Source organism: Myxococcus sp. CA056, assembly GCF_013336715.1.
Classification (GTDB): domain Bacteria; phylum Myxococcota; class Myxococcia; order Myxococcales; family Myxococcaceae; genus Myxococcus; species Myxococcus llanfairpwllgwyngyllgogerychwyrndrobwllllantysiliogogogochensis.
Map to the genome: position 1 here is coordinate 572,522 of NZ_JABUMT010000004.1, position 21,444 is coordinate 593,965.

A 21,444-nucleotide genomic window follows, 5' to 3' on the forward strand; every position below is an offset into this window, starting at 1 on the left:
GCGCTCCGAGGAGATGCTGGAGGGCTTCGGCGTCACCGAGGCGAACTGGCGCGACGGCGCGAAAGTGGAGCCGGACTTCATCGCCTCCGAGTCACCGTCCTACGTCGGCCGCGCCGTCGCCGCGCTCGCCGCGGACCCGAACGTCGCCACCAAGGCCGGCACCGTCCATAGCTCCTGGGCCCTGGCCCGCGAGTACGGCTTCACCGACCTGGACGGCTCCCAGCCCCACTGGGACGAGTACTTCGAGCGCACCTATCGCACGCCCTACCGCGTCGCCGACGCCACCGCCTACGCGTCCTGGCACAACAGCCCCATCGAGATCGCCCGCCCCAACTGGCCCGTCGACTGAATCCGTCCTTTCGCCCGCACCCGGGCCGGGCCCACCCGGGCCTACATGGTCTGGGAGTCCTGGGCCGCTCGCACCGAGCGGGCGACCGACCAGGGGCCTCGGGCGACGGTTGGGCCACGCGCTCGTGGACGTGGCCCCTCTGCGCCGGTAGGGTGCGCGGCTCGAATGGAACGCCCCCTAGTGGTTTCCGCCCTCGAAAATCAGGTCAAGGCCCGGCCCGTGCCGCGCCACGTGGGCATCATCATGGATGGCAACGGTCGGTGGGCGGAGTCGCGGGGTCTGGACCGACTTGAGGGCCACCGCGAAGGGAGCTCCAGTGTGCGGGAGGTGACCCGCACCGCCCGCCGCGTGGGCATCCAGGCCCTGACCCTCTACGCCTTTTCCTCACAGAACTGGGCCCGCCCCGCGGAGGAGGTCGCCGGGCTGATGGACCTGCTGCGCGACTACCTGGAGCGCGAGCGGGCCGAAATCCTCGACAACGGCATCCGCCTGAACGCGGTGGGTGACGTGGGGCGCCTGCCCCGCTTCGTGCGGGAGCCGTTGGACCGGCTCATCGCCGACTCGGCGCACAACACCGGCATGGTGCTGTCGCTGGCGCTGTCCTACGGCGGCCGGGAGGAAATCCTCCACGCCGCCAGTCGGATGGCGGAGGCCATCTCCCGGGGCGAGCTGTTGGCGGGCCGGGTGGAAGAAGCCGACTTCGAGTCCTTCCTGTGGACGAACGGGCTGCCCCCGCTGGACCTGGTGGTGCGCACCAGCGGCGAGCAGCGCGTGTCCAACTTCCTGCTCTGGCAGATGGCGTACGCGGAACTGTGCTTCACCGACGCCCTCTGGCCGGACTTCCGCACCGATGAGTTTCTCCGCTGCGTGTCTCAGTACCAGCAGCGAGAGCGGCGCTTCGGTCTCACTTCCGCCCAAGTCAAGCGGGAGGACACCCCCCAGCGGGCCAAGGCGTGAACGACAAGAACAAGAACCTCGTCGTGCGCATCGTGACGGCGCTGACGCTCCTGCCGCTCGTGGTGTTGCTGCTCTTCCTCGGCGGCGTGTGGAGCGCGGGCCTGTTGGGCCTCGCCGCCGCCGCGTGCGTGGGGGAGTACTATCTCATCGTCCAGAAGCGGCTGAACGCGGCCGCCTGGGTGGGCATGGCCTTCGCCGCGGTGATGCCGTTCCTGCCGCTCAAGGACGCGGCGCGCACGGGAGAGACGGCCTTCTGGCTCACCGTCGTCTTCTCGTTCTTCGCGTGGATATTCCACCTGTTCAAGGGCCCGCTCGCGGAGGCCCCCACGCGCACGGCGCACCTGGTCAACGGCTTCCTGTACGGCGCCGTGGGCCTCACCGCCCTGTCCGCGCTGCGGCTGCTGCCGGACCATGGTCTGGCGTGGGTCATCTGCGCGCTGACGATTACGTGGGCCAACGACACCGCCGCGTACTTCTTCGGCCGCTTCCTGGGGCGCCACAAGCTGTACCCCGAGGTGAGCCCCAACAAGACGTGGGAGGGCTTCTTCGGCGGCATGCTCGGCTCGGTGGGCGGCATGTTCATCGCCCGGGGCTTCTTCTTCCCCGTGTTCACCGTGTGGGACTGCGTGCTGCTGGGCATCGCCGGCGGCCTGTTGGGTCCCGTGGGTGACTTGTGCGAGTCCATGCTGAAGCGCGCGTACGGGGTGAAGGACTCGGGTTTCCTCATCCCCGGGCACGGTGGGGTGCTGGACCGCATCGACGCTTTGCTCTTCAACGCCCCCCTGGTGTTCGTCTACGTGCAGTTCGTGCGCGGCCTGCTTCCGTAGAATCGTGAGATTTCGCTCGCCCGCCTGGCTGGCGGGCCCGGATGTGCGTTGTCCGTCCGGGGGCTCACGATTACTGTTGCCGCCATGCCCTCACTTCAGAACCTGGGGTTCTTCATCCTCCTGCTTGGCGTGCTCGTGACAGTGCACGAGCTTGGCCATTTCCTCGTGGCGAAAGCCTGCGGGGTGAAGGTCCTCAAGTTCTCCATCGGCTTCGGGCCCAAGCTCATCGGCTTCGTGAAGGGCGAGACGGAGTATCAAATCGCCATCCTGCCCCTGGGCGGCTTCGTGAAGATGGCGGGCGACCTGCCCCATGAAGAACTGAGCCCCGAGGAAGCCAGGCGCGGCTTCCTGGCGCAGCCCCCCTGGAAGCGCGGCCTCATCGTCCTGGCGGGGCCGGCCTTCAACCTCATCTTTCCCGTCATCGTCTATTTCTTCGTGTTCCTCGGCCCGCACCAGGCCACGTCCACCCTGGTGGGGTACGTGGAGCCCGGAATGCCCGCAGCCGCCGCTGGCATGCGCCCCGGAGACCGGGTGCTGTCCGTGGAGGGCGAGTCAGTGCGCACCTTCGACGACATGCGGGACACCTTCGTCGGGCGCTTCGAGCGGCCGATTCCCATCGTCGTGGAGCGCGATGGCCAGCCGGTGACGTTGACGGTGAAGCCCATCAAGAACACGGAGACGTCGCCCATCGACACGGTGGAGCGGGGCCTCATCGGCGTGCTGCCGCTGGCCAAGCCGCCCCTGGTGGGTGTGCCTCCGGGGTCCGTGGCGGAGGCCGCGGGGCTGCGGACGTTCGACCGGGTGCTGAGCGTCAACGGGACGAACGTTCCGGACGAGGCGCGGCTGTATCAGGAGCTGGGCCGGCACCCGGAAGGGGAGCCGCTCAAGGTCGTCGTGCGGCGCATGGACACCGTGGCGGCGGGCGTGGTGCAGGGGCAGGTGGCCCGCGTGGCGGAGGTGACGGTGCCCCGTCAGCCCGGTGCGGGCCTGGCGGCGCTGGGCGCGGAGCCGGCGGACCAATATGTCGCGACGGTGGTGCCCGGCAGCGCGGCGGAGAAGGCCGGGCTCAAGCAGGGTGACCGCATCGTCTCGCTGGACGGCGAGGTCCTCCCGTCCTTCCGGATGCTGGAGGTGAAGCTCAGCGGGGCGGAGGCGAAGCCCTTCACGCTGACGTGGCGGAGCACGGACGGCGAGCACACCGAGAAGCTCTCGCAGGCCCCGCTGATGGCGGAGGACGGGATGGGGCAGCAGCTCACGAAGCTCTCCCTGGGCGCGCGCGGGTGGACGCTCGTGGACGCGGACGTGGCCCGGGCGGACGAGGTGACGGTGCACCTGGGCCCGGCCGCGGCGCTGAAGCAGGCGGCCATCGTGGTGCCGAAAATCGTGGGGCAGATGGTGAAGGTGCTCGGAGGGCTCGTCACCCGCGACGTGCCGCTGAGCACGGTGGGCGGCCCCATCATGATGTACCAGCTGGCGGCCCGGAGCGCCGAGCAGGGGCTCGACTCCTTCCTCAACCTGATGGCCATCATCTCCATCAACCTGGGCGTGATGAACCTGCTGCCCATCCCCGTGCTGGATGGCTTCGCGCTGCTGTCCGCCGCGTGGGAAGGCATCCGCCGTCGCCCCATCCCCGTGCGCGTGCGCGAGGCCGCCAACATGGTGGGACTGGCGCTGCTCATCCTGCTGATGCTCCTGGTCTTCACCAACGACATCACCCGCTAGAGGTCCCATGCGCGCGAGCACCTTCGTCATCTTGCTGGCGCTGGGCATCTCCACCGGGTGCGCGTCGCGCGCGGCGAAGCCGGACTCGCCTGAGGACTCCAGCCCGGAGCCGTCCTCGCCCCGGGTGACGAAGCGCGAGCAGATGCCTCGCTCCTACGTGGGCGAGGGGCTGGCCTCGTTCTACGGCCCGGGGCTGCACGGCCGTCCCACCGCGAGCGGGGAGCGCTTCAACCAGAACGAGCTCACCGCCGCGCACCGCAAGGAGCGCTTTGGCGCGTGCCTGCGCGTGGTGAACATGGAGAACGGCCGCGCCGTGCAGGTGCGCGTGAATGACCGGGGGCCATACGTGGATGGGCGCATCATCGACGTCTCGAAGGCCGCCGCCTCCAAGCTGGGCATGCTGGACAAGGGCGTGGTGCGCGTGCGGCTGTACCGCTGCAAGGACGCCGTGTCGGAGATTCCCCGCGCAATGTGGGCCGCGCCGGTGTAGGGAGCGCCCATGTTCCTCGCGCTGGACACCTCCACGCTGACGATGTCGCTCGCCCTGGTGGAGCGCGGGCCGGAGGGGGCCGTGCACGCGGTGGAGCACTCCGTGGTGCGGCCTCCCGTGAAGCAGAGCGAGGCGCTGCCCGGTGTCGTCGGTGAGCTGCTGGACCGCCATGGCGTCAAGCTCGGGGATTTGGAGGGCCTCATCGTGGGCCTGGGCCCGGGCTCCTTCACGGGGTTGCGCATCGGCCTGGCCACGGTGAAGTCGCTGGCGTACGCGGCGAACCTCAAGGTCGCGGGCGCGTCCTCGCTGGCGGCCGTGGCGCTGGAGGGCCCGGAGGACGTGCCGCTCTACTGCCTGGCCGTGGCGCGCAAGGACGACCTGTACCTGGGCGCGTATGTTCGGCGCGGCGCGACGGTGGAGGCGCTGGAGCCGGAGACGGCCATGTCGCCCAAGGACGTGGCCGCGCGCATGGCCGCGGAGCCGCGGGCGGTGGCGCTGGGGCCGGCGCTGGTGGACTACCGCGCGGCGCTGGTGTCGCACGGCGTGGCGGCGGAGCGACTGTTGACGGGGCCGGACTTTCCCTCGGCGGTGGAGCTGACGCGGCTTGCGCGCATGCCAGAGACGTTCTCGCTCGAGGCCCTCTTCGCCATGGAGCCGCACTACGTGCGGGCCTCCGAGCCGGAGCGAAACCCCAAGTTCCCTCCGCTGCCGGGGCCTGCGCCCACGGCGCGGTTGAAGGACGACTGAAGCGTCCAGCGCTCACGCGCTCGGGCGATGCAAAGGACGCGCGATGAACGAGAATCTCAAGATTGCCGTGGTGGGCGCCACGGGTGTGGTGGGCCGTGAGGTGTTGGCCGCGCTGTACGCGCGCGACGTGCCCGCGGAGCAGGTGCGCGCCTTCGGCTCCGAGCGCTCGAAGGGGCTGGAGGTGGAGTACGGCGAGGACTCGCTGGAGGTGGAGCGCGCCGTTCCGGAGGCCTTCAAGGGCATGGGGCTGGTGCTACTGGCCACGCCCGCGGAGGCGTCTCGCACGCTGGCTCCGGCCGCTCAGGCCGCGGGCGCGTGGGTGGTGGATGTCAGCTCCGCCTTCCGGTCCGACGGCAACGTCCCGCTGGTGCTGCCGGGCTTCAACACGGAGCTGTTGGGCGCGACGATGAAGGGGCGCCTGGTGTGCCTGCCGAGCGCGGTGACGACGGCGTCGGTGCATGTGATGGAGCCCCTGCGCCGGGCCTTCGGCGTGGTGCGCGCGCAGGTGACGGCGATGATGAGCGTGTCCAGCGCGGGCGTGCGCGGCGTGGCGGAGCTGGAGAAGCAGACCGCGGATTTGATGTCCGGGCGCGAGCCGGACCCGAGCGCCTTCCCGCACCGAGTGGGCTTCAACCTGGTGCCCCAGGTGGGCGGCTTCATGGTGGGCTCCCCGTGGACGGAGGAGGAGGGCGGCTGGACGCTGGAGGCCGCGCGGCTGTTCGCGACGCGAGGCGACGCGCCCGTGCTCGCTGGCACCGCGGTGCAGGTGCCCAGCTTCTACGGCCACGGCCTCACCCTCAACGTGCAGCTGAAGAAGGCGGGCCCGGTGGAGCAGGTGCGCGCGGCCCTGAAGACGTCACCCGCCCTCAAGGTGCTGGACACCCCCGGTGAGCGCATCTACCCCATGCCCATGCTCGTCACGTCGGACCCCACGGTGCACGTGGGCCGGGTGCGCGCCTTCCCCCAGGCCCCCGAGTGGGTGACGCTCTTCGCCGCCGTGGACAACGCCACCCGGGGCGCCGCCCTCAACCTGGTGGAGGCCGGCTTGAAGCTGGCTGAACGCCCCGTCTGACAAATTGGCACGCCGGCCGCGGCCGCCCTGCCTGTTTGGCTCGCCGGAGCGGCCCGCGAGGGCCAGAAGTAGGCCTGCGGGAACGATTTCAACGTGGCCTCCCGCTTGCTAGCTTCCGGCTACCCATGCGCCTCACATTCGCCGTGCTCCTGCTCTTCGCGTCGACCGCCCTGGGGCAGACCGTGACGTTCTCCGGCTCGGTCATCGTCGACAACGACATCGTCGTCTCCAAGGCCAACTGCGCCGATCGCAGGTCCGTCTCCTGGTCGCGGACGGGGACCCTCGCGTGCAGTCCGCTCGTCTTCTGGTTGTCGGACGGCAACTGTTCGGGGGAACCGGGCGAGGGGGACAAGGAAATCTTGGAAATCGCCGAGGGGAACACCGCCACTACGTCCGGCACGCTCGAGCTGCGCATGAGTGATGCGCTCGCCGCGGGTGGCCTCACGTGTGAAACCCAGACGGCGGACAAGACCTACAGGCTCTGTGCGACGGTGGAGAAGCAGGACTCGCTTGGGGCCTGCGACAGTACGACCTCCAGCGTGGGCTCGCCGAGCGTCAACTTCATCCTGGACCCGACCTCTCCCCTGGCGCCGGCACTGCCGGGCGTGACGGGCCTGGACAGCGCGCTGAGTGTCAGCGTGACGGTGCCCAGCGACACGACGAGCATGCTGGTGGAGGTGGTGGAGCTGGTGCCAGGGGATGGGGATGGCGGGACGGCCACCGCGGGCGAGGTGGTGCGCTCGAAGACGCAGACGTCCGACAACACGGTGTTCCGGATGGATGAGCTGGAGAACGAGAAGGAGTACGGCGTGCGTGCCTTCGCCTTCGACAAGGCGGGCAATCAGAGCCCGGCGTCGCCTCTGGCGACTGGCTCGCCGATTCCGAGCGATGGTTTCTTCGCGGCGTATCACGCGGCGGGTGGTGCGGAGACGGGCGGGTGTGGGGCGGGCGGGGGTGGCCTCGCGCTGGGCGCCGTGGTGGCGGCCCTGGGGTTCTGGATGACGTCGAGGAGGAAGCTGTCATGAGTCGGGCATGGGCCGTGAGTGTGGCCATGATGGTTGCCGCGCTGCCGGCGTGGGCGCAGGACGTCGGAGTGGTTTCGACCGAGCAGATGGAGTCGTCGCGCAGCGGCGGCATCATCATCCGGGTGGGCGGCTACAAGCCGCTCTTGGATGACGAGAAGGCGCTCAACGGGAATACGCCCTACGAGGACACGTTCGGTGACGCATCGCTGCTGCTCGTCGAGTTGGAGCTGCAGCGCTACTTCTACCAGGGCATCGGCACCGCGGGCGTGGGTGTGTCGGCGGGCTACGGGGAGAAGTACGCGGCCGCGAAGCTCGCGGGCGGAGGCAACGCGGCGGAGCAGACGGCGCTGAAGGTGGTGCCGCTGGCGTTCAACCTCTTCTACAAGTTCGACTACGCGGCCTTCGAGTGGGGAGTCCCCCTGGTGCCGTACGGCAAGCTGGGGCTCATCTACACGCCGTGGTGGGTGACGAAGGGCAGCGACACCGAGACGGCGGACGGCATCACCGCCAGCGGTGGCAAGTGGGGCTGGGGCGCGACGGGCGGGGTGGCCTTCCTGCTGGACGTGCTGCAGCCGCGCTTCGCGCGCGACTTCGACTCGGGGCTGGGCATCAACCACAGCTACCTGTTCGCCGAGTACACCTACGCGGATGTGGACAATTTCGGCAAGCCGGGCTTCGTGCTCTCCAGCCGGCGCTGGATGTTCGGACTCGCGCTGGACTATTAGCGGCGGATGCCGCTTTTTCCGCGCTCCTCCCGCTCGTTCGTCGCGCACTTTCTCTTGATGGTCGCCGTGGGGCCCTGGGCCTCCGGCTGCCGGCGCGTCGTCCGGGCGGACCTGGGCGCGGACCGCACGGTGGAGGCGGGCGTTCCCGTGGAGCTGGGCTCGGGCGAGGCGGGGGCGCAGGCCCTCACCTGGGAGCCCGGCGACGGGACGCCTTCACGGACGGGCTCCCGGCTGTCGCATGCCTTCGCCCGCGCGGGCACGTTCACCGTTCGCGCGCTGCATGAGGGCCAGGAGGTCGGCAGCGTGCGACTCACGGTGGTGCCGCGCCCGTTGCCGCGCGCGGTGCCCTCGGATGCGCGGTCGCTGCTGTGGGTGCCCAGGCTTCAGGGCAACGTGGAGCCGCTGGTGGACTTCTACGAACGGCTCGTCGGTCCCGATGAGGCCGAGCAGGTGCTGCGGGAGGCTCCGCTGGTGTCGCTCGTGCTGAACAGCCTGACGAGTGGCGCGAGTGTCGTGGACCCGGAAGAGGGCTTTGGACTGTTCCTGCTGCCCGGGTTCGACGGCGTGGTGGCGCTGCTGGGCGTGACGGAGCCCGACGCGGCGCTCGCGGCGGTGGCGAAGGAGTTGGAGGCGGTGGGCCACGAGGTGACCGCCACGGAGGATGGCGCCATGCGCGTGACGCCCCTGGACTCCGGCGAGCCGATGCTGCTGTTCGTCGACCGGGGCTATCTGTACCTCGCGATTCCGGACGCGGCGGACGAGGACGTGGTGCCTGGGGAGGGCGAGCCCGTGGAGGTGCTGGCTCAAGAGGAGGCGCCGGCGGTGGTGGGCGACGTCGAGGTGGCGCGCCGCGCGGTGCTGGGGCTGTCCGGTGAGGGGCTCTCCGAGTCCGCGCTGCTGACGGAGCTGCGGCCGAAGGTGGCCGAAGGCAATGTCTACCTGTACTCGGGCGCGTTGCAGCGGGCCGAGGACGCGGAGGAGGCGGGGCCGGTTCGCGGGTTCTTCGCGTCGCTGACGGTGCAGCCGGAGCGGCTGGTGTTGGATGGGTTCCTGTCGTCCACGCGGCCGCTGCTGCAGGGGGCGGATGCTCCCGCGTCGGCGTTGCTGGCGGACAGCGCGCTGGGGCCGGTGGCGGCCGCGCAGCTCTCCGTGCCGCCCGAGGAGCTGGCGAAGCTGGCGTTCGGTGCTCCGGGCTCACCGCACCGGGAGCGCACCGTGGAACGTTGGCGCGCGCGGGGGCTGGACGCGGAGGCGCTGCTGAAGGCGCTGCGCGGCGACGTGGCCATGCTGGTGTACTTCGACGCGCCCGGGTTCCTGCGGGGCTTCGTGCAGAAGCAGCGGCCGGAGCCCAAGGGCACGGTGTTGATCGACGCGGGGCTTACGTCCGCGGAGCCGGTGCTGCGGCTGCTCGATGCGCGGCTGCGGGGCACGTCGCTGCGCTTCAGCGCGGAGAAAGTCCCGGGAGGCAAGCTCTACCGGACCCTGATGTGGGGCTATCCGGTGCAGCTCAAGGTGGGGCCGGAGCGGGCCACGCTCGTCGCGGGAGAGTCGCTGGACGGCCGGCCGCGCGGCGACGTGGGGCGCGCGCTGCGCGAGCGCTTCGGGGGCGAGACGTTTGGTGCCGGGCACATGTCGGTGATGGCGGACCTGGGCCAGCTGCGTGCGGACCTGGAGGCGCAGGAGTCGGTGCCTGGGGTGTCGGCGGAGCGGCTCGCGTCGGCCCAGGCGCTCGTCAAGGCGGTGATGGAGGGTGTCACGCCGCTGGACTCGGCCTTCCTGGACTTCTCGCTCGCCGAAGGGGGCGCCCGACTCAAGGGGAGCCTGCGGCTTCGCGAGGATGCGCGGACGGGGCGAGGTTGGCAGTGAGCGCGGGTGGCGCCGTCACCGTGCTGTACTTCGCCGCCGCTCGTGAGCGGACGGGACGGGCGCGTGAGTCGCTGGACGTTCCCGACGGCGCGACGGTGCGAGACGTGCTCCGGTTGCTCGCGACGGCGCACCCGGGGTTGGAGCCGTTGCTGCCGCACCTGCGGGTGGCGGTGGACCAGGAGTTCGTGAGCGCCGAGGCACCGGTGCGACAGGGCGCCGAGGTGGCGTTGATTCCTCCGGTGGCGGGTGGCTCGCCTGGGTTGTTCCAGGTGGTGGACCGTCCGCTGCGGCTGGAGGACGTGGTGGAGGCGGTGGGCGGCGAGGCGTACGGCGGGCTGGTGACGTTCAGCGGCTCGGTGCGCAACCAGACGAAGGGACGGCGCGTGCTGCGGCTGGAGTACGAGGCCTACGCGCCCATGGCGGAGAAGAAGCTGGCGGAGATTGGGGCCGAGGCCACGGCGCTGTGGCCGGGCGTGCGGCTGGCGATTGTCCACCGCGTGGGCACGCTGGTGCCCGGAGAGCTGGCGGTGGTCATCGCCGCCGCGGCCCCGCATCGCAAGGAGGCGTTCCGGGGCTGCGAGCACGCCATCGAACGGCTCAAGCAGGACGTGCCCATCTGGAAGAAGGAGTTCTTCGAGGACGGCGAGGTCTGGGTCGGGCTGGGGCCGTGACGCCACACAGGTCCCAGATGAGTCGCAGCTGCTCGAGCCCGCGCAGCACGAGGTACACCAGGTCCACTTCCCACCACGCGACGCCCTGACGGACCCGGCCCGCGCGGTGGTGATGGTTGTTGTGGAACTCGCAGAGCGAGAGCACCGCGTAGAGCAGGTTGTTGCGGCTGTTGTCTCGGGTGTCGAAGCGGCGGGGGCCTCGACTCAGGCTCGGGCCGCGCGGGGGCCCGGGCCCGTCCGCGCGCATGGAGGCCTCAGCGCGAGCGGAAGGTCGCGGGGATATGGACCTCCTCCGGGCCTCCATCGGTCTGCTGCTGCGAGCGCTCCGCATCGGTGATGGGCCGCATGGGCGTGTCCAGGCCCATCTGCTTGCGACGCGCGGCTTCCTTGTCGGCCGCCAGTTGCAGCGCGCGTGCGTTGGATTCGGCCGCGCGTTGTGGCGTGGGGCCCGCGAGCAGGAAGCCCACCGGAAGGCTCAAGAAGAGCAGTCCGACGATGAGCAGCCAGCCCATGTCCTTCCACTGGAGGGGGCCGACGCGCTCCTTCACGACGGAGCCCTGGACGAGCAGCGAGAGCTGACCTTCCGTCAGCCGCAGCGTCATTCCGTCCGCGAGGGCCACGGAGGTCCGGCCCTGGTCCTTCACGAGCTGATTGGCTGGGACGGAGGTGAAGGCGTCGCCGCGTGCCTTGTGCTCCACGTGGACGTTGGGCGGCAGATGGATGCGCCAGCCGCGTCCGGTGCGTTCTGCCACGAGGAAGGGCTCCTCTGGCAGCGTGAAGCCGTAGAGGGGCAGGGGTGCCTTTTCATCGGGCGCGGCATGCACCTTCGCCTGCTCGGGCCCGTAGCTCCAGGCATCCGCGAGGTTCTCGCCCCAGTACAGCTCGAAATACAGCCCGCCGTCCGCCTTGGTGCTCATCTCGCGTACAAGCATATGCGTCCTGCTGCCTCTCGGCCGCGTCATCGGGCGCGGAAGCCCACCGGTGGACACGAAACGTCCGCCCGCCTACCCGACAACCAAGGGAGGGCAGGGGTTCCCCGGGCGAATCACCTCGAGGGCGTACTCGGTCCAGCTGGCGAGGTGGGGCCCGGTGTGTTCGACCCGTTCTTCGTGGGTTCGGTGGGTCCACCGGGGACTGCGGTGGTGGGGGCGCTCAGCCCGTTTCTGGCGGATGCACTCGATGCACCTGCTCCAGCGTCAGTGGGCGGCACTTGACCTGCCGTTCCCGAGACAGGAGGCGCCTTCGGTCCAGTTGGTCCAGCGGGCACGGTGCCACCCGTTCCCGCGATGCCCGTCGCACTCGTTCCACCTGTCCCAGTGACAGCAGGTGACACGGGCCCGCCGGTTCCTGCGACAGCAGGAGGTGTTGAACCGCTCTTCCCCGCCGCAGAAGGTGGAACCGTTCCACTCGCTCCGGTGCCAACAGGCGCTGCGGTCCCGTTGCTTCCATTGGCAGAAGGCGGTGCTGAACCACTCGTTCCTGTGGCGGCAGGCGGAACAGCTCCACTCACTCCGGTGCCAACAGGCGCCGTGGGTCCACCGGTTCCCGAGGCAGCAGGCGCAATCGCTTCACCTGCCCCGGTACTAGTGGGCGTCACAGTCCCACCAGTTCCAGCGACAGCAGGCGCAGCAACCCCGCCGGTTCCCGAGACAGCAGGAGCAATTGCTCCACCCGCACCGGTACCACCAGGCGCCACAGTTCCACCGGTTCCCGAGACAGCAGGAGCAATCGCTCCACCAGCACCCGTGTCAGCAGGCGCCACAATCCCACCGGCTCCCGCGACAGCAGGAGCAATCGCTCCACCAGCACCCGCGACAGCAGGCGCCACAATCCCACCGGCTCCCGCGACAGCAGGAGCAATCGCGCCACCTGCACCGGTAACAGCCGGAGGCACGGGACCCGTCGCAGGTGCCACGGGCCCACTGGCTCCGGCAACAGGAGGAGCAGTCACTCCACCTGGACCCGACGGAGGCGTCGAGCCGGCGACCGTGGGCATTCCCGTTCCAGGTGTCGCGGGAGTCCCCGTTGCCGTCTGCGTCCCCCACCTGAATCGCTCGGGAAGCGCGCCCCGAATCTCGGCCGCCGCCACCGCGACGATGACCACCGAAATCGCGAGGAAGCCCACCGTCTGCGCCACGGTCTCCACGCGCGGCGGCAGCTTGCGACCGCTCGCCACTTCAATCATCAGCAACAACACCCGCCCACCATCCAAGCCGGGAACCGGCAACAGCGTCAGCAACGCCAACGCCATCGATGCGGCCACCAGGGCCCGCAGCACCGAGTCCACACCCGAGGACGCCGCGTCCGACGACTCCTGCCGGACCAGCGCGCCGGGCCCCGTCGGTCCTCCATGGGGCTGGCCACCTCGCACCAGCCGCAGGAGCATCGTCCCACCCTCCGACGCGAGGTTCATCGTGTGGACGAACGCATGGCCCAGCGCCTCGCCCGGCGCATGCGAGCGGTAGACGTACTGTTGGCTCACGCCGATGCGGCCCTCGCCCCGCTCATCCGCGCGGGGACGCACGCTCACCACGCGCGTCTCGCCGTGCCGGTTCACCCGCAGCTCCAGCGTGCGGCCCACCCCCACCGCCACCTTCTCCACGAACTCCGTCCAGGTGCGCAGCGGCTGCCCATCCACCGTGTCGATGCGGTCTCCCGGAAGCAGTTGTGCCCGCGCCGCCTCCGAACCGGGCCGCACCGTGCCCACCGTCAGCGGCACCACCACGTGCGTGCCCGACGTGTACAGCGCGAAGAGGACGCCCAACGCGAAGAGGTAGTTGGCCAGCGGCCCCGCCAGGATGATGAGCGCGCGCCGCACCGGCCCCATGGCCCGGAAACTGACGGCCTCCGCCGCGTCCGCGCGGTGCGGATTCATCCCCTGGATATGCACCGTGGCGCCCAGGGGCACCGCGCCCACGACGAACTGCGTCCCTCCCAACCGGAAGGACGCCATCGGAGGGCCGAACCCGAAGACGAAGCGAGGCACCCGCACGCCGAGCAGCCGCGCGGCGATGAGGTGCCCCAGCTCGTGCAGGGCCAACAGCGCCCCCAGGGCGAGCAGGACGAGTGCGTAGTGCATCCCGGAAGGCCGCGCCCTACAGCTTCCGCCGCTGCCCGGTCCGCTTGTAGGCCAGGTAGTCGGAGAGGATGGTTCCGTGGTCGAAGCACAAGTCGGACGGCAGCGCGTCCAGCGCGAAGGTGCGCGCTTCCGCCGCGTCGTCCGAGCCCTGGGGAGCACCCTCCGAGGTGCCGATGTACACCGTGGACAGCGTGTGCTGGCGAGGGTCTCTCTTCGGGTCCGAGTACGTGAAGAACTGCTCCACCAGCTTCACGTCGAGCCCCGTCTCCTCCTTCACCTCGCGAATGGCCGCCGCGTCCAGCGGCTCACCCTCGTCCACGAACCCGCCCGGCAGCGCCCACCCGATGGGCGGATTCGCGCGGCGGATGAGGACGATGCGTCCGCCGGGAAGCTCGATGATGCAGTCCACGGTGGGCTTGGGGTTGCGGTATTCGGGCATGGCCCCCAGTCTACCCCGACCGTCACGTCCGCACTGCACTCGATGCGTCCGTGGAGTATGGTGCGCACCGTGTCCACCGTGAGACGCTTCCGCCTGCTTGTCCCCGCCCTCCTCGTGAGCGCCATGTCGGGCTGTCTGCCCTTCAACCAGGACCCGGGTGACTACCAGTTCACTCCCGTGGAGGTCTTCCGCGACGAGTGCGGTCTCTACCCCGCCAACCAGGACCAGTTCCACGGCACCCTCCAGGTCACCGGGCGCGTCGTCCGCCTGGACTTCGGGCTGCTCGACACGCAGCTCATCGGCTACTTCCTCGCCGAGGGAGACGACTTCTCCATCGACGGCACCATCGTGAATGCCTCCGCCATGGTGCGAGGGCAGGAGTGTCTGCTCGACGAGGCCAACATCCACATCGACGCCACGACGCAGTGCGGGACGCGCTTCGATGGGGTGATGCGGGTGCGCTACCAGACCGATCAGCGTCCGACGGACTGCGCCTGCGAGCTGTGGATGCGTTTTGAAGCCGTCAAGGAAGCGAAGCGCTGCGAATAGCGCGCTTGAGCCTGGCCTCGCGGGTTCCTAGAACAGAGGGGTTGTCGCCCACTCCGTGGAGGAGCCCATGGCTGAAACGCACCAAGAGATTGTCTCGGTCCTGACCGAGGCCCGCGTCTTCCCACCGCCCCAGGCGTTCTCCCAACGCGCTCTCTTGAAGAGCATGGAGGACTACCAGCGCCTGTGGGACGAGGCCGCCAGGAACCCGGACAAGTACTGGGGAGACCGCGCCCGCGAGGAGCTGTACTGGAAGGAGCCCTTCCAGACGGTGCTCGAATGGAAGCCGCCGCACGCGCGGTGGTTCGTCGAGGGACGCACCAATCTGGCCTACAACTGCCTGGACCGGCACCTCGCCACGCGCCGCGACAAGCCGGCCATCCTCTTCGAGGGCGAGCCCGGAGACCGCCGCAGCATCACCTACGGAGAGCTGTCCACGCAGGTGAACCGGCTGGCGAACGGCCTCAAGTCGCTGGGCATCAAGAAGGGCGACCGCGTGGGCATCTATCTGCCCATGGTGCCCGAGGCCGCGGTGGCGATGCTGGCGTGCGCGCGCATCGGCGCGGTGCACTCGGTGGTGTTCGGCGGCTTCTCCACGGAAGCACTCCAGGAGCGCATGAACGACGCGGGCGCCAAGGTGGTGCTCACCGCGGACGGCGGCTGGCGCAAGGGCGCGGTGGTGCCGCTGCTCAAGAACGTGGAAGCCGCGCTGAAGACCATGACCACCGTGGAGAAGGTGGTGGTGCTGCGGCGCACGGGCGACTCGCTGGCGCTGAGTGACTCGAAGCTCCTGGCGTGGGACGCGCTGGTGAAGGACCAGTCCGACACGTGCGAGCCGGAGTGGGTGGAGAGCGAGCACCCGCTGTTCATCCTCTACACCTCCGGCTCCACCGGAAAGCCCAAGGGCGTGCTGCACACCACCGCGGGCTACTCGGTGATGGCGTCGCTCACCACGCGCTGGGTGTTCGACTTGCGCGAGGACGACGTCTACTGGTGCACCGCCGACGTGGGCTGGGTGACGGGGCACAGCTACGTCGTCTACGGGCCGCTGATGAACGGCGCGACGACGGTCATCTACGAGGGCGCGCCCACGCACCCGGCGCCGGACCGGTTCTGGGACATCATCGAGCGCTACAAGGCCACCATCCTCTACACCGCGCCCACCGCCATCCGCGCCTTCATGCGCCTGGGCGAGGAGCACCCGCGCAAGAAGGACCTGTCCTCGCTGCGCCTGCTGGGCAGCGTGGGGGAGCCCATCAATCCCGAGGCGTGGATGTGGTACCGCGAGGTCATTGGCGGCGGGCGCTGCCCCGTCGTGGACACCTGGTGGCAGACGGAGACGGGCTCCATCATGATTTCGCCGTTGCCCGGGGCCACGCCCACCAAGCCGGGCTCCGCCACGCTGCCCCTGCCCGGCATCCACGCGGAGATTTTGGACCGTCAGGGCAACGCGGTGCCGAAGGGGCAGGGCGGTCTGCTCTTCGTCACCCAGCCGTGGCCCTCCATGCTGCGCACCGTGTACGGCGACCCGGAGCGTTACGTGCGCACGTACTTCAGCGAGCTGCCCGGCAAGTACTTCACCGGCGACGGCGCGCGCACCGACGCGGACGGCTACTTCTGGTTGATGGGCCGCGTGGATGACGTCGTCAACGTGGCGGGCCACCGCCTGGGCACCGCCGAGGTGGAGAGCGCCCTCGTCTCGCACCCCCGCGTGTCCGAGGCCGCCGTGGTGGGTCGCCCCGATGACTTGAAGGGCACCGCGCTCGTGGCCTTCGTCACGCTCAAGCAGGGCCACGCCCCGTCTCCCGAGCTCAAGAAGGAGCTGGCCCAGCACGTCTCCAAGGAGATTGGCGCGATTGCCCGGCCGGATGAGATTCGCTTCGCGGAAGCGCTGCCCAAGACGCGCTCCGGAAAAATCATGCGCCGCCTGCTGCGCGACGTCGCCGCCGGAAAGCAGTCCTCGCAGGACACCACCACGCTGGAGGACCTCAACGTCCTCGCGGCGCTCCAGCAGAACGACGAATAGCCATACCCCGAGGCAGGGCAGGGGAGCGTCGAATCAGGCCCCCTGCCTTCGCCCCTGTGGGACGTGGTGGCTCGGGTGCCCTACGTGAAACCACTCAGGTCGGAACTGCAACTGGGTTTCACCCTACGTGTGACGGTCGGTCTGCGCTAACAATCCGAAATATTCAGGTGTTGAGGAGTTGTTGACACTGGAAGATTACAGGGGCATTAGAGGCCGCGCTCACCCCCCCCGAGCGCGACGCCCCAGGTCTTGTTTCCAGCGTCGTTTACCCTCCCCCTCGGATGTGTTCATGAATCTCCGCGATCAGCTCGACTCGCCGCTGTTCACCCATTTCATCGCCAACTACACGAACCCCACGGGGCCTGACTTGCTGGGCCGCACGGAGGCGTTCTTCGAGTGGCAGGAGTCGCGGCGGCAGACCGGGTTGTGGCCGTATTCGCGGAGCCTGGACGGAGCGCCCATGGCCGAGTGCGCCGTGCGCAGCGAGACGGGAGTGGCGCGGCAGGGTTTGAACTTCGGTTCGCAGGACTACCTGGCGCTGTCCACGCATCCGTCCGTGGTGGAGGCGGCGCACCGGGCCATTCGTGACTTCGGCGTGCACAGCGCGGGCTCCGGGATGTTCGGGGGGAACACGGCGCCGTCGCTCAAGTTGGAGCAGGCGCTCGCCGAGCACCTGGAGATGCCGTACGTGGCGCTGTTCGCGACGGGGTGGGGCGCGGGCTTCGGTGCCATTGCCGGGCTGGTACGTCCCGAGGACCACGTGGTGCTGGACGCGCTGTCCCACGCGAGCCTTCAGCAAGGCGCGAACGCGGCGACTCAGAAGGTGAGCCGCGTGCCGCACCTGAACAACCGCGCGATGCGCCGCAAGCTCCAGGAGCTGCGCGCGAGCGACGCGGCCAACGGCATCCTCGTCGTCACCGAGGGCCTGTTCTCCATGGACTCGGACATTCCTCGCATCGAGGAGCTACAGACCATCTGTCACGAGTTCGGCGCGACGCTGCTGGTCGACGTAGCGCACGACCTGGGCGCGCTGGGGCCCAAGGGCACGGGCAGTCTGGGGGCGCAGAACCTGCTGGGGAAGGTGGACCTGGTGGTGGGCTCCTTCTCGAAGACGTTCTCGTCCAATGGCGGCTTCGTGGCGACGCGTTCGGCGGCGGTGCGCCAGTTCGTCCGCGTCATGGGCGGGCCGCACATCTTCTCCAATGCGCTGGTGCCCGTGCAGGCCGCGGTGGCGCTGGAGTCGCTGCGCATCGTCCGCTCGGAGGAGGGTGACGTGCTGCGCGCTCGGGCGATGGAGAACATCCTCGCGTTGCGCGCCGCGTTCGCCGAGCGCGGAGTGAAGTGTCTGGGGGAGCCGTCGAACGTGGTGCCGGTGCCGCTGGGGGACCCGAAGGTGGCGCGCGTGGCATCGAAGCTGGTGTTCGAGCGCGGCGTGTTCCCCAACCTGGTGGAGTACCCGGCGGTGCGCATCCGCGAGTCGCGCTTCCGCATGCAGGTGATGTCGTCGCACACGGTGGCGCAGATGAAGCAAGGCGCCGAGGTGGTGCTCAACGCCGTCGAAGAGGCCCGGACCATGCTCGAGGCCCCGCAGCCGAGCCCGTTACGGGTCGCGCGCGCCGAGTCAGGCAAGCGCGCCGAGGTCTGAGCCGCGCGCGTCGAGTCGGGCGCGCGCCGAGGTCTGAGCCGCGCCCGTCGAGTCGGGCGCGCGCCGAGGTCTGAGCCGCGCCCGTCGAGTCGGGCGCGCGTCGAGATCTGAGCCGCGCGCGTCGAGTCGGGCGCGCGCCGAGTCAGGCAAGCGCGTGTCGAGTCGGGCGCGCGTCGAGTCAGGCAAGCGCGCCGAGGTCTGAGCCGCGCGCGTCGAGTCGGGCGCGCGTCGAAGTCTGATGCTTGCGCCGAGCCGGGCAAGTGCCAAGTCAGGTGCTCGCGCCGAGGTCTGAGCCTCGCGCCGAGGTCTGAGCCTCGCGCCGAGGTCTGAGCCTCGCGCTGTCGCCGCGGTCACTCCAATCGGCTTCACGAGTCCCGGCGAAGCCGACTGTGCCGATCAGGTGTCGTCGAGGCTGTCGTCGCGCAGGTGCGTGATGTCGCCCCACGTCACTAGCCGGAACGCGCCCTGGTGATAGTCGAACTGGTTCCAGCACGCGTTGAGCACCGAGAACGCGCGCGGCGTGCTCGGCGGAATCCCCAGGCTGTGTCGGAAGAAGCTGCTCAGCACGCCCCCGTGGGTGACGACGACGACGCGCTCCCCAGGGTGGCGGCTGCCCACTTCACCCAGGCACTCCACCGCGTGCCCCAGTCGCTGGGACGTGCTCTCGCCTCCCGGGACGACGAAGTCCGGCGCGTTGGTGGCGTACTCGCCGAAGATCTCTGGATGCTGGCGACTCGCCTCCTCGCGGGTGAGTCCCTCGAGGATGCCCAGCCCGCGCTCCCTCAGCCGCGCGTCCGAGTGGACCGGGTGGCCCGTCCTCGCGGCGATGCGCTGGGCGGTCTGCAGCGCCCGACCCAGGTCGCTGCTGTACAGCGCGCTGAAGGAGAGGGTGGAAAGCCGCGCCGCGAGCGCGTCCGCCTGACGCAGCCCCTCGGCGCTCAAGGGGCTGTCCCGGTGGCCCTGGAGCAGCCCGAGGGCGTTCCACTCCGTCTCGCCGTGCCGCAGCAGGATGAGCTCGGTCTTCATGCCCGAAGCCTGACGACAGGCCCCGGGCGGGGCAAGGACTCCGTGCGTGCCGTGTCAGCGGCTCAGCGCGCCCGCTCCATGTGCGTCATGCCTTCCTCCAGCAGCGCCGCCACGCCCCGGCGCACCACGTGGACGACCTTGCGGCTGTAGGCCGGGCCTCCATGGGTGTAGTGCCCGCTCACCTTGTGGTGCAGCTCCGTGGCGCCCCACACCAGCACCAGGTCCGCCCACTCCAAATCACTCCGCGCCCGGTCCGACGTGCGCCGCTCGGTGCCGTCCACCATGCGCAGGTCGATGTGGTGGCCCAGCTTCGACTCCAGCTCCTCGCGCACCGCCGGAGAGCCGCCCACCACCACGACCTTGCGCACGCCCAGGCGGTTGCACGTCTCCACGAAGGCGACCTCCGCCCGGTGGTTGGCCGAACCTCCGCAGCGCGCGCAGTGGCTGCGCGGCTCCACCCGCAGCGGCTCGCGGCCACTGGCCTGCGCCACCTTGAGGCACGCGCCATCCGCGCACACGGGGAAGAAGCGCCCCTCGAGCACCTCCGCCGCCTTGTGCAGCTTGGGCTCACTCATCCGCAGCTTGCCGGGACGCGTGAGGCCCGCATCCTCCAGCACCGCGCGAGCGCGCACCCGCGCGTCCGTCAGCGTGATTCCGCGGTCCGACAGCCAGCCGTCGATGTCTCGGTCCGTGCTCATGACTCTCTCCTCGTCGGAGACGGCACGGCGGAGAACAGCTCCGCCTGCACGGGGGAAGTTTCAGGAGAAGCCACCAGTCCCAACACCTCTCTCACCGGACCGAAGCTGCGCCGGTGGATGGGCAGGACCCCCTTCTCCTTGAGCGCCTGGACATGGCGCGCCGTCGGGTAACCCTTGTGGTCCGCCAGCCCATAGCCCGGGTAGCGCGCGTCCAGCTCCGCCATCAGCTTGTCGCGCGTCGTCTTGGCCAGGATGGAGGCCGCGGCGATGCTCATGGAGAGCGTGTCGCCCTTGATGATTCCGCGCTGGGGCGAAGGGCACTGCGGAATCGTCCGCGCGTCCACCAGCACGTAGTCCGGCTTGAGCCCCAGGCCCTCCACCGCGCGGCGCATGGCGAGCAACCCCGCGTGGTAGATGTTGAGGCGGTCGATTTCCTCTACCTCCGCGTGGCCCACCGCCCAGGCCACCGCGTCGCGCTTGATGGCGACCGCCAGCGCCTCGCGCTTCTGCGCGTCGAGCACCTTCTTCGAGTCGTCCAGCCCCTTGAGCCGGTAGCTCCTGGGCAGCACGGCCGCGGCCGCGACGACGGGGCCGGCCAGCGGTGCCATGCCCGCTTCGTCCACGCCCGCCACATGCGTGTGCCCCTGCTCCCACAGCTCCGTCTCGAAGCGCAGCAGGTGGCGCAGCCGCTGGCCCTCGGAGCGGTTCTTCTCCTGACGGGAGCGGATGCGCCGGGCGAGCGCCTGGGCGCCTCGTCGCGGATCCGCGTCGAGCGCTTCCAACAGACCGTTCGGGACGGGGTTCGCCTGGGTGACGAAGCGCTCGGTCAGCTCACCGAGTGCGCACTGAAGCCACTGTTCCCGGCTATCGATGGACATGCTTGCGGACCCGAGCGACTACCGGAACGGTAGGACTCCCCGATGAGGGAACGCGGTGCCCACCACAACACGTCCCCACCGCCGTACACACGGGAGCGCCCGACTGGTGGGTGGCTCCGAGGACGGGGATGTGACGCGAGGAGGCGGGCATGCGGGTCTGACGCATGCTGACAGCCGTACCGCAGGCGGCCGGCTCAATTCAACCTCCCTGGTGCATTCTCGCGAGGAAATCCTCGCGAACCCCGGAGAAGTTGGAGGCCAGATGAGTTCCTACGGACTCAACTCCAGCGTCAATTCGGCCGGCTCGGGTACGCAGTTGCAGGTGTCACACACCCATTCGACGCGGGAGGCAGGGGACACCTTGGCGCCGGCGGTGGCCACCACTCGCACCGGGCTGGGGGCGAGCCGCTCGTTGACGGCGGTGGTGACGCCGTCGCTGTCGGTGACGCCGGAGATGCTCTCGTTGGAGGTGAGGTTTGTGGCGGTGACGGTGGCACCGCGCACCCGGGCTCCCTCCGCCGAGACGACCTCCACGCGCAACGCCATCAGCGTCGCCTCACAGTCGTCGATGCCGCGCTCCATGCGAGGTGCGTCATCACATCCCGAAAGCAAGCCGAGGCCGATGAGCCAGCAGAGTCCGCGCACGCGAAGCATGT

The 21,444-nt window shown here is 69.9% G+C and carries 20 protein-coding genes and 2 pseudogenes; 14 read left to right on the plus strand and 8 right to left on the minus strand.

Translation table 11 applies throughout. The annotated features are described in order from the left end of the window. The 11 genes and pseudogenes from HUA76_RS20710 to moaD all read left to right on the plus strand — a co-directional run. Positions 1-349, plus strand: a pseudogene (locus tag HUA76_RS20710) (short-chain dehydrogenase); the annotation flags it as partial. Between the two features lie 165 nt (positions 350-514). Next, positions 515-1,306, plus strand: coding sequence for a polyprenyl diphosphate synthase (gene uppS, locus HUA76_RS20715; protein WP_141644889.1), 792 nt, complete (start codon positions 515-517; stop codon positions 1,304-1,306). After that, positions 1,303-2,133: a phosphatidate cytidylyltransferase gene (locus HUA76_RS20720; RefSeq protein ID WP_174454882.1), complete on the plus strand. Its 831-nt coding sequence runs from the start codon at positions 1,303-1,305 to the stop codon at positions 2,131-2,133. Before uppS ends, HUA76_RS20720 begins: the two co-directional genes overlap by 4 nt. An 84-nt stretch (positions 2,134-2,217) precedes the next feature. Then, complete coding sequence (gene rseP, locus HUA76_RS20725) at positions 2,218-3,855, plus strand: RIP metalloprotease RseP (RefSeq protein ID WP_141644891.1); 1,638 nt, start codon at positions 2,218-2,220, stop codon at positions 3,853-3,855. Positions 3,856-3,862: 7 nt separating this feature from the next. Then, positions 3,863-4,345, plus strand: coding sequence for a septal ring lytic transglycosylase RlpA family protein (locus HUA76_RS20730; protein WP_174461862.1), 483 nt, complete (start codon positions 3,863-3,865; stop codon positions 4,343-4,345). A 9-nt stretch (positions 4,346-4,354) separates the two neighbouring features. Then, a complete protein-coding gene (tsaB, locus tag HUA76_RS20735; RefSeq protein ID WP_174461863.1) occupies positions 4,355-5,092 on the plus strand; it encodes a tRNA (adenosine(37)-N6)-threonylcarbamoyltransferase complex dimerization subunit type 1 TsaB in 738 nt (245 codons plus the stop codon). A gap of 43 nt (positions 5,093-5,135) precedes the next feature. After that, the gene (locus HUA76_RS20740) at positions 5,136-6,164 is read left to right on the plus strand and encodes an aspartate-semialdehyde dehydrogenase (protein ID WP_174454886.1); all 1,029 of its coding nucleotides are present in this window, start codon (positions 5,136-5,138) and stop codon (positions 6,162-6,164) included. Between the two features lie 125 nt (positions 6,165-6,289). After that, positions 6,290-7,189 (plus strand): MXAN_2561 family MXYO-CTERM-anchored protein, encoded by a 900-nt coding sequence (locus HUA76_RS20745; protein ID WP_174454887.1) that lies wholly within the window; start codon positions 6,290-6,292, stop codon positions 7,187-7,189. After that, positions 7,186-7,914: an MXAN_2562 family outer membrane beta-barrel protein gene (locus HUA76_RS20750; RefSeq protein WP_174454888.1), complete on the plus strand. Its 729-nt coding sequence runs from the start codon at positions 7,186-7,188 to the stop codon at positions 7,912-7,914. The genes HUA76_RS20745 and HUA76_RS20750 overlap by 4 nt, the downstream gene beginning before the upstream one ends. A 6-nt stretch (positions 7,915-7,920) precedes the next feature. After that, positions 7,921-9,780 carry a PKD domain-containing protein gene (locus tag HUA76_RS20755; RefSeq protein ID WP_174461864.1) on the plus strand — a complete coding sequence of 620 codons (1,860 nt, stop codon included), beginning with the start codon at positions 7,921-7,923 and terminating at the stop codon, positions 9,778-9,780. Then, positions 9,777-10,451, plus strand: coding sequence for a molybdopterin converting factor subunit 1 (gene moaD, locus HUA76_RS46305; RefSeq protein WP_141645838.1), 675 nt, complete (start codon positions 9,777-9,779; stop codon positions 10,449-10,451). Before HUA76_RS20755 ends, moaD begins: the two co-directional genes overlap by 4 nt. Before the next feature lie 254 nt (positions 10,452-10,705). Here the strand turns inward: moaD and HUA76_RS20765 are convergent, their stop codons facing one another. From HUA76_RS20765 to HUA76_RS20775, 4 genes and pseudogenes are all read right to left on the minus strand, one after another. After that, positions 10,706-11,368, minus strand: coding sequence for a hypothetical protein (locus HUA76_RS20765; protein ID WP_254614353.1), 663 nt, complete (start codon positions 11,366-11,368; stop codon positions 10,706-10,708). Between the two features lie 676 nt (positions 11,369-12,044). Next, on the minus strand, positions 12,045-12,311 hold the full coding sequence (locus HUA76_RS45430) for a hypothetical protein (protein WP_254614405.1): 267 nt from the start codon (positions 12,309-12,311) through the stop codon (positions 12,045-12,047). 307 nt (positions 12,312-12,618) lie between these two features. Next, positions 12,619-13,530: pseudogene (locus tag HUA76_RS45435) on the minus strand (RIP metalloprotease); the annotation flags it as partial. A gap of 16 nt (positions 13,531-13,546) precedes the next feature. Next, positions 13,547-13,969, minus strand: coding sequence for an NUDIX hydrolase (locus HUA76_RS20775; RefSeq protein WP_141645835.1), 423 nt, complete (start codon positions 13,967-13,969; stop codon positions 13,547-13,549). A gap of 69 nt (positions 13,970-14,038) precedes the next feature. Here HUA76_RS20775 and HUA76_RS20780 point away from each other — a divergent pair, with 69 nt between their 5' ends. The 3 genes from HUA76_RS20780 to HUA76_RS20790 all read left to right on the plus strand — a co-directional run bounded on the left by HUA76_RS20780 (position 14,039) and on the right by HUA76_RS20790 (position 18,186). After that, the gene (locus HUA76_RS20780) at positions 14,039-14,518 is read left to right on the plus strand and encodes a hypothetical protein (protein ID WP_246137486.1); all 480 of its coding nucleotides are present in this window, start codon (positions 14,039-14,041) and stop codon (positions 14,516-14,518) included. Between the two features lie 67 nt (positions 14,519-14,585). After that, positions 14,586-16,541, plus strand: a complete 1,956-nt coding sequence (gene acs, locus HUA76_RS20785; protein WP_174461867.1) for an acetate--CoA ligase — start codon at positions 14,586-14,588, stop codon at positions 16,539-16,541. Positions 16,542-16,830: 289 nt separating this feature from the next. Beyond that, positions 16,831-18,186 (plus strand): aminotransferase class I/II-fold pyridoxal phosphate-dependent enzyme, encoded by a 1,356-nt coding sequence (locus HUA76_RS20790; protein ID WP_174461868.1) that lies wholly within the window; start codon positions 16,831-16,833, stop codon positions 18,184-18,186. 396 nt (positions 18,187-18,582) lie between these two features. On the opposite strand, the gene HUA76_RS20795 is transcribed toward HUA76_RS20790, so the two are convergent. From HUA76_RS20795 to HUA76_RS20810, 4 genes are all read right to left on the minus strand, one after another. After that, complete coding sequence (locus HUA76_RS20795; protein ID WP_174461869.1) at positions 18,583-19,212, minus strand: histidine phosphatase family protein; 630 nt, start codon at positions 19,210-19,212, stop codon at positions 18,583-18,585. A gap of 62 nt (positions 19,213-19,274) precedes the next feature. Next, a complete protein-coding gene (locus HUA76_RS20800) occupies positions 19,275-19,910 on the minus strand; it encodes a hypothetical protein (RefSeq protein ID WP_141645831.1) in 636 nt (211 codons plus the stop codon). Next, positions 19,907-20,788 carry a ribonuclease HII gene (locus HUA76_RS20805; protein WP_174454893.1) on the minus strand — a complete coding sequence of 294 codons (882 nt, stop codon included), beginning with the start codon at positions 20,786-20,788 and terminating at the stop codon, positions 19,907-19,909. The genes HUA76_RS20800 and HUA76_RS20805 overlap by 4 nt, the downstream gene beginning before the upstream one ends. Positions 20,789-21,058: 270 nt before the next feature. Continuing rightward, positions 21,059-21,442, minus strand: coding sequence for a carboxypeptidase-like regulatory domain-containing protein (locus HUA76_RS20810; protein WP_174454894.1), 384 nt, complete (start codon positions 21,440-21,442; stop codon positions 21,059-21,061). Positions 21,443-21,444 lie beyond the last annotated feature (2 nt).

Bases quoted from the DNA above. Each gene is read 5' to 3' on its own strand.
- uppS (WP_141644889.1), top strand. From the start codon at position 515: ATGGAACGCCCCCTAGTGGTTTCCGCCCTCGAAAATCAGGTCAAGGCC.
- rseP (WP_141644891.1), top strand. From the start codon at position 2,218: ATGCCCTCACTTCAGAACCTGGGGTTCTTCATCCTCCTGCTTGGCGTG.
- HUA76_RS20730 (WP_174461862.1), top strand. From the start codon at position 3,863: ATGCGCGCGAGCACCTTCGTCATCTTGCTGGCGCTGGGCATCTCCACC.
- tsaB (WP_174461863.1), top strand. From the start codon at position 4,355: ATGTTCCTCGCGCTGGACACCTCCACGCTGACGATGTCGCTCGCCCTG.
- HUA76_RS20740 (WP_174454886.1), top strand. From the start codon at position 5,136: ATGAACGAGAATCTCAAGATTGCCGTGGTGGGCGCCACGGGTGTGGTG.
- HUA76_RS20745 (WP_174454887.1), top strand. From the start codon at position 6,290: ATGCGCCTCACATTCGCCGTGCTCCTGCTCTTCGCGTCGACCGCCCTG.
- HUA76_RS20750 (WP_174454888.1), top strand. From the start codon at position 7,186: ATGAGTCGGGCATGGGCCGTGAGTGTGGCCATGATGGTTGCCGCGCTG.
- HUA76_RS20755 (WP_174461864.1), top strand. From the start codon at position 7,921: ATGCCGCTTTTTCCGCGCTCCTCCCGCTCGTTCGTCGCGCACTTTCTC.
- HUA76_RS20765 (WP_254614353.1), bottom strand. From the start codon at position 11,368: ATGAGCACCAAGGCGGACGGCGGGCTGTATTTCGAGCTGTACTGGGGC.
- HUA76_RS20775 (WP_141645835.1), bottom strand. From the start codon at position 13,969: ATGCCCGAATACCGCAACCCCAAGCCCACCGTGGACTGCATCATCGAG.
- acs (WP_174461867.1), top strand. From the start codon at position 14,586: ATGGCTGAAACGCACCAAGAGATTGTCTCGGTCCTGACCGAGGCCCGC.
- HUA76_RS20790 (WP_174461868.1), top strand. From the start codon at position 16,831: ATGAATCTCCGCGATCAGCTCGACTCGCCGCTGTTCACCCATTTCATC.
- HUA76_RS20795 (WP_174461869.1), bottom strand. From the start codon at position 19,212: ATGAAGACCGAGCTCATCCTGCTGCGGCACGGCGAGACGGAGTGGAAC.
- HUA76_RS20800 (WP_141645831.1), bottom strand. From the start codon at position 19,910: ATGAGCACGGACCGAGACATCGACGGCTGGCTGTCGGACCGCGGAATC.
- HUA76_RS20805 (WP_174454893.1), bottom strand. From the start codon at position 20,788: ATGTCCATCGATAGCCGGGAACAGTGGCTTCAGTGCGCACTCGGTGAG.
- HUA76_RS20810 (WP_174454894.1), bottom strand. From the start codon at position 21,442: ATGCTTCGCGTGCGCGGACTCTGCTGGCTCATCGGCCTCGGCTTGCTT.